The 5,932-nt window shown below is 67.2% G+C and carries 6 protein-coding genes; 3 read left to right on the top strand and 3 right to left on the bottom strand.

Features of this window, described 5'->3' with window-relative positions; genetic code table 11:
• Positions 1–138: 138 nt before the first annotated feature.
• Positions 139–1,026 (bottom strand): LysR substrate-binding domain-containing protein, encoded by an 888-nt coding sequence (locus ABDW35_RS30545; protein WP_343717612.1) that lies wholly within the window; start codon positions 1,024–1,026, stop codon positions 139–141.
• 168 nt (positions 1,027–1,194) lie between these two features.
• Between ABDW35_RS30545 and ABDW35_RS30540 the strand changes: the two genes are divergently transcribed.
• From ABDW35_RS30540 to ABDW35_RS30530, 3 genes are all read left to right on the top strand, one after another.
• Complete coding sequence (locus tag ABDW35_RS30540; RefSeq protein ID WP_343717611.1) at positions 1,195–1,812, top strand: DapH/DapD/GlmU-related protein; 618 nt, start codon at positions 1,195–1,197, stop codon at positions 1,810–1,812.
• Positions 1,813–2,151: 339 nt separating this feature from the next.
• A complete protein-coding gene (locus tag ABDW35_RS30535; RefSeq protein WP_343717610.1) occupies positions 2,152–2,655 on the top strand; it encodes a hypothetical protein in 504 nt (167 codons plus the stop codon).
• A 27-nt stretch (positions 2,656–2,682) separates the two neighbouring features.
• Positions 2,683–3,399: a metallophosphoesterase gene (locus ABDW35_RS30530; protein ID WP_343717609.1), complete on the top strand. Its 717-nt coding sequence runs from the start codon at positions 2,683–2,685 to the stop codon at positions 3,397–3,399.
• 59 nt (positions 3,400–3,458) lie between these two features.
• Here the strand turns inward: ABDW35_RS30530 and ABDW35_RS30525 are convergent, their stop codons facing one another.
• Both ABDW35_RS30525 and ABDW35_RS30520 read right to left on the bottom strand, forming a co-directional pair.
• The gene (locus tag ABDW35_RS30525) at positions 3,459–3,995 is read right to left on the bottom strand and encodes a DUF882 domain-containing protein (RefSeq protein ID WP_343717608.1); all 537 of its coding nucleotides are present in this window, start codon (positions 3,993–3,995) and stop codon (positions 3,459–3,461) included.
• Positions 3,996–4,323: 328 nt separating this feature from the next.
• Positions 4,324–5,932: L,D-transpeptidase family protein (locus ABDW35_RS30520; protein WP_343717607.1), on the bottom strand; the 1,609-nt coding region annotated here is incomplete at its 5' end.

The raw sequence follows: 5,932 nt of genomic DNA, 5'->3' as shown, positions 1-5,932 counted from the left end.
CTGCTTGGAAATGCGCTGGCGTGAGTCGGCTGGCGGTGGTTTCGAGAACCGGAGCGCAGCGCACGTTTGGTGCGTGAGCACCGGAAGCGCAGAAACCGCCGTCAGATGGCCGCGCCAGTAGCATTTACAGACAGGCTCCTAACCGGCGTTGCTGGCGACCAGCCAGTCCATCGCCTGCCGCACCACGCGGCGGACATGCCGGTCCAGCGGCCGCATCAGGTAGAACGACCCTTCCGAGCGCAGGTGGACACCATGCGCCGGCACCAGCGCGCCCGAGGCCAGCTGGTCGCGCAGCAGCCAGGTCCAGCCCAGCGTCGTACCCAGCCCCTGGGATGCGGCCTGCACCGCCAGGGCATAGGAGCCGAGCCGCCAGAACCGGGCTTTTGCCGGTATCGTCATGGACGCGGCGCCGAACCAGTGCGGCCAGTCCGTCCATTCGCGCAGCGAATCCTCGATCGCGAGCAGAGTCGGCGCCGGGTCGTCCTGCAGCGCCGGCCGGCCCGGGGCCGCGACCGGCACAACCTCCTCCGTGCCCAGCACATGCAACGCGACGCCGGTCGGCCGCTCGCGCCGGTAGAAGATCGCCAGGTCGAACTCGTCCAGCCGCAGATGCTGGACGTCGTCGGTGACCCTCAGGCGCAGCTCGATCCCCGGCAAAGCGGCGTCCAGCGCCTTGAGCCGCGGCATCAGCCAGAGATCGGCGATGCCGTGCGAGCAGGCGAGCGTCACCTGACGCGGCCCGGCCGAGCCGCGCGCGCCATGGGTCACCGCCACGAGGTCGCCGAGGATGCGGCGCACCTCAACGACATAGCTCTCGCCCAGCGGGGTCAGGCTGACGCCGGACGGGGTGCGCTGGAACAGCTTGCCGCCGATGAAGGCCTCGAGTTTCAGGATCTGACGGCTGACCGCGCTCTGGGTCAGGCCCAGTTCGGCGCCGGCGCGGGAGAAATTGGCCAGCCGGGCCGCGGCCTCGAACACGACCAGGGCATTGAGCGGCGGCAGGCCGAGATGGGAGGAAGCGGGCATTCACAAGGCCAGAGAACACCGTCCGGGCGGCTGCCGGACGCCGCGCCAGCCTAGCGATCCGGCGGTCCCGCACAAGCCGCCCATGCGACGGGGATGATCATCCGGACGACAGCAGAACCGTCATCGAACTTGTCTAGACCTCTGTATGAATCCCGTCCGGAGAGTCCGATGAGCAAGACCCTGGGGCCCGAGCCCCTGATCGCCCCGACCGCCCGAGTCTCGGCCTGCAGCCTCGGCACCTACACCGAGGTCGGTGCCCACGCCGTGCTGAACGAGGTCACGCTCGGCGATTACAGCTACCTGATGGACGGGTCGATGGCCTGGTGCGTCGAGATCGGCAAGTTCTGCTCGATCGCCGCCTATACCCGGCTGAATGCGCCGAACCATCCGACCTGGCGGGCGACACAGCACCATTTCACCTACCGCTCCTCCGCCTACGGTCTTTCCGACACCGACGACGCCGACTTCTTCGGCTGGCGGCGCGAGAACCGTGTGACCATCGGCCACGACGTGTGGATCGGCCATGGCGCGATCCTGCTGCCCGGCGTCACGGTCGGCACCGGGGCGGTGATCGGCGCCGGGGCCGTGGTCACCCGCGACGTCGCCCCCTACACCATCGTCGCCGGCAGCCCGGCCCGGCCGATCCGCCGCCGGGTGACGGAGGCGGTGGAGGCGCGCCTGCTGGCGCTGGGCTGGTGGGACTGGCCGCATGACCGGCTGCGCGACGCGTTGCAGGATTTCCGCACGCTCGACGCCGAGGGGTTCTGCGCCAGGCACGAAGACTGACCGCCGGCGACGGAACCGACCGTCCCGTCCCCCGGTTGTTGCAACGCCTGCCGCAACCTGGAGGACCGGCCGATTCCGTCGATCACCGCCGCCGCCGCGCCGACGCTGCACGACCCGCAGGCCGAGGCCTTCTACGCCGATGCGCTGCGTGATCTGGCCGCGACCGGCCTGCCGTTCCTGCTGGCCGGCACCTACGCCGTCAGCGCCTATACCGGCATCTCGCGGCCGACCAAGGACCTGGACATCTTCTGCAAGGCCGGGGACAGCCCGCGCATCCTTGGCCATTTCCACGACCAGGGCTTCTCGATCGAGATCGAGGATGAGCGCTGGCTGGGCAAGGTGCACAAGGGCCGGCACTTCTTCGACGTGATCTATGCCTCGTCGAACGGCACCATGCCGGTGAACGACCAGTGGTTCGAGCATGCCCGCGAGATCGAGGTCTTCGGCAGCCAGGTCCGGATCGTCGCCCCGACCGAGCTGATCTGGTCCAAGGCCTTCATCCAGATGCGCCACCGCTATGACGGCGCCGATGTGGTCCACGTCATCCTGAAGCAGCATGACGAGATCGATTGGCAGCGGCTGCTCGGCTACATGGAGCTGCATTGGGAGATGCTGCTGGTCCATCTGCTGAACTTCCGCTGGGTCTACCCGACGGAGCGCGACCGGGTGCCGCGCTGGCTGATGGACGAGTTGATGGACCGGCTGCGCCACCAGCTGGACCTGCCGCCGCCGCAGATGAAGGTCTGCCGCGGCCGCATGCTGTCGCGGGTCGACTACGCTGCGGCGGTCGAGGAGTGGGGCTTCGCCGATGTCGGCGGCGAGGGCGAGTGGCGCGACGCCTGACACGAGACAGGAGAGCGGAACCGACTCATGGCGAAGAACGGGACCTTCACCGTCGCCGCGATCGGCGACATCCACGTCAAGGACGATTCCGATCCGCTGCGCGAGATGTTCGGCGAGATCGCGCAGAAGGCTGACGCGCTGGTGCTCTGCGGCGACCTGACCGACACCGGGACGGTGCGGCAGGCGGAACGGCTGGCCGAGGATCTGCGCGCCTGCCCGCTGCCGGTGATCGGCGTGCTCGGCAATCACGACTATGAATGCGGCGCGGTCGACGAGGTGCGGTCGATCCTGACCGAGGCGGGGCTGCGCCTGCTGGACGGCAGCGCGGTCGAGTTGGACGGGGTCGGCTTCGTTGGGGTCAAGGGCTTCGCCGGCGGCTTCGGCCGGCGGATGCTGGGGTCCTTCGGCGAGCCGGAGACCAAGGAGTTCGTCTCCGTCGCCGTGTCCGAGGCGATGCGGCTGGAGAATGCGATGCGGACGGTAAAGACGCAGCGGGCGATGGTGGTGCTGCACTACGCCCCGATCTCCGAGACGATCGAGGGCGAGCCGTTGGAGATCTATCCCTTTCTCGGCTCCTCGCGCCTGGCCGAGACGATCGACCGCTTCACCGTCAGCGCCGTGGTGCATGGCCACGCCCATCGCGGCGTGTATCAGGGCCACACCCCGGGCGGGGCGCCCGTCTACAACGTCGCCTGGGCGATCGAAAAGCCGAGCGGCCGGCCCTATGCGCTGATCGAGCTGTGACGGCGCTCAAATGGAAAGGGCCGCCCGGAGGCGGCCCCTGCCCGTCCGCATCACGTACGTCACCAGGTGCGGATATCGCCGGTGTCGACGTGGACGAAGTTGGAGCGTGGATAGTAGCCGACACCGCCGGCCTGCATGTCGACCGCATTCCGGCGCAGGCTGGCCAGGCTCATATTCGGCATGAAGATGTCCGCCGCCTGGCCCTGGATGTGCAGGGAGTTGCGCGCGACGCCGCGGCTGCGGCGGGCCAGCATGGCGTTGGTGGCGCGGGAGCGGTAGCCGCAGACGACATGGATCGGCTCATCCGACCCGCCCTTGCGCTGCAGCGCATTGAGGATGTCGAGCAGCTTCGGATCCATCGGTCGGACTTCGTCCGACCGCCAGTCACGCAGGAAATAGTTGAACTTCGCCAGGACGTCCGGGTTGTACCAGCCGTCGACAAAGTACTCTTCCTTGATTTCGACCAGGTTATGAGCGTCGTAGAGGTGCAGCGTTCTTCGATTTGTGGCGGCGAGGGCTGAGAGTGGTGCGATTGGCGCGACGGCGGCGGCTGCAACAGCCCCGGCCGACATCCTCAGGAATTGCCGTCTCTGCATCGTTCCCGCTGCTCCTAACCATCACTCGACACGCGTCCGGCATTTCTGACGCTTTACACGCCTATACTCGGCGCCGGGCGTTCGATGGCGTCCTTTGTGAAGCAGGCCGAAGCGGGAATCAACCATTTCTTCTCACGTTTACAAAGAAACTCTGTGACATAATGGCAACATTGTGGTAGATCTGTCGCACTTTTGGTCAAGCGACAAATAAATCATCGGAAAATCATAATAGATATTTTATATCACTCCGAAGTCATCAAGGAAAAATAAAAATGGGCGACCGAAATTCGGCCGCCCATTGGAGCAACGCTTGAATCGTACGAGGATTTCAGCGTGAAGATGCGAGTTGTTCGCGCTGCGTTTCACGGGCCTGCAGCGCCGCGATGACCTTGGCGTCGATCCCGTAGATGTCGTCCCGGAAGGCCACCTCGCCGCTCTGATCGATCCAGGCGGTCTGGTAGACGAGGTACAGCGGCATCGGAGTCGGCAGGTTGATTCGAGTCGTCGGGGTCCAACTGCCCATCACCCGTTCCCGCCGCTCCGGCGACCAGTCGGGCGACCCGTTCAGCAGGTAGTCGGCCAGCCAGATCGGGTCCTGCAGCCGCACGCAGCCATGCGACAAGGCCCGGTTGCTGCGCTTGAAGTAGCTCTTCGACGGCGTGTCGTGGAGATAGACGGCCCAGTTGTTGGCCATCATGAACTTGACCTTGCCCAGGGCGTTGCTCGGCCCCGGCTCCTGCCGGATGCGCAAGCCCCGCATGGTGCCAGCACCGACGCCGTTCCAGTCGACATAGTCGCCGCTCATCTCGCGCGAGCCGCCGCCCCAGCCGGAGAACAGCTTGTAGTTGCGGCTGGCGAGATAGCCCGGATCGTTGCGCAGCTTCGGCAGATACTCCTTGCTGGCGATCGAGGGCGGCACCGTCCAGGTCGGGTTGAATTCGAGATAGGTCAGGGCGCTGTTGAACAGCGGCGTCTGGGTCTTGGGCTGGCCGACCACGACATCCATAGTCCGCACCAGCTGGCCGTCGGCGACGATGTCCATCGAGAAGGCGGCCAGGTTGACCATCAGGTAGTCGGGGCCGAGATCGTCCGGCAGCCAGCGCAGCCGCTCCATGCTGGCGATGATCTGGTTCATCCGCTCCGGCCCCTGCCGGTTCAGCATGGCCAGGGTGCTGCGGCCCAGGATGCCGTCTGCCTTCAGCCCGTGCTTGCCCTGGAACTGCTCGACTGCCGACACCAGTTGCGGGTCGTAGAGCCGACTCTGATCCGCCGGATCGCCGACGAACTCGCCGGTCGCGGCCAGGCGCGCGCGCAGCACCGGCACCCGGTCGCTCTCCTGCCCCGGCCGCACGCTCTCGCCCGGCGGGATGGTGGGCCAGCCGGCCTCGGCCAGCGTCTCGTATCCCTGCAGCGCGCCCTTCAGCTTCTGGTACAGCGCATGCTTCGGCGCCAGGTCGGCCAGGAACCGGTCCGGGTCGGGCAGCATCGACACAGCAGTGGCCAGGGCCGGTCGGTCGATCGGCTTCGGCGTGATGTCGAAGGTGTCGTCGATCTCGCGCGGCACCAGCCGGCCGGAATGGACATCGGCGCCATAGCGCATCACCGCGGCGCTGAGCAGGATCTCGGCGGCGACGACGTCGTCCGCATCGGCCGACCGGATCAGGCCCTGCAGCGGCTCGACATAATAGTCGGCCGGAATCAGCCCCTCGTCGCGCGCCTTGGCCAGGCGCGCGACGATCGGCGCGACGCGCGGGTCGAGCCGCCCGTCCATGTCGATCCACAGCGGGAACCAGCCGCGCCCGGCATAGAGGTCGCGGACGGTCTGCGCCTTCAGCACCACGCCGCCGACCGTGATCGTCCCGGCGTCGCCGATCGCGGCCTCGATCGCCGCGCGCGGGTCGGACAGCGTCGCGATCTCGGCCGAGGCTCCCGGCGTC

This window comes from Inquilinus sp. (genome assembly GCF_039594555.1).
Lineage (GTDB): Bacteria > Pseudomonadota > Alphaproteobacteria > DSM-16000 > Inquilinaceae > Inquilinus.
Note: the sequence above shows the minus strand (reverse complement) of the source record. Positions and strands in the feature narration are given on the sequence as shown.

Coding starts and splice junctions, on each gene's coding strand:
- ABDW35_RS30545 (WP_343717612.1), bottom strand. CDS start 1,026: ATGCCCGCTTCCTCCCATCTCGGCCTGCCGCCGCTCAATGCCCTGGTC.
- ABDW35_RS30540 (WP_343717611.1), top strand. CDS start 1,195: ATGAGCAAGACCCTGGGGCCCGAGCCCCTGATCGCCCCGACCGCCCGA.
- ABDW35_RS30530 (WP_343717609.1), top strand. CDS start 2,683: ATGGCGAAGAACGGGACCTTCACCGTCGCCGCGATCGGCGACATCCAC.
- ABDW35_RS30525 (WP_343717608.1), bottom strand. CDS start 3,995: ATGCAGAGACGGCAATTCCTGAGGATGTCGGCCGGGGCTGTTGCAGCC.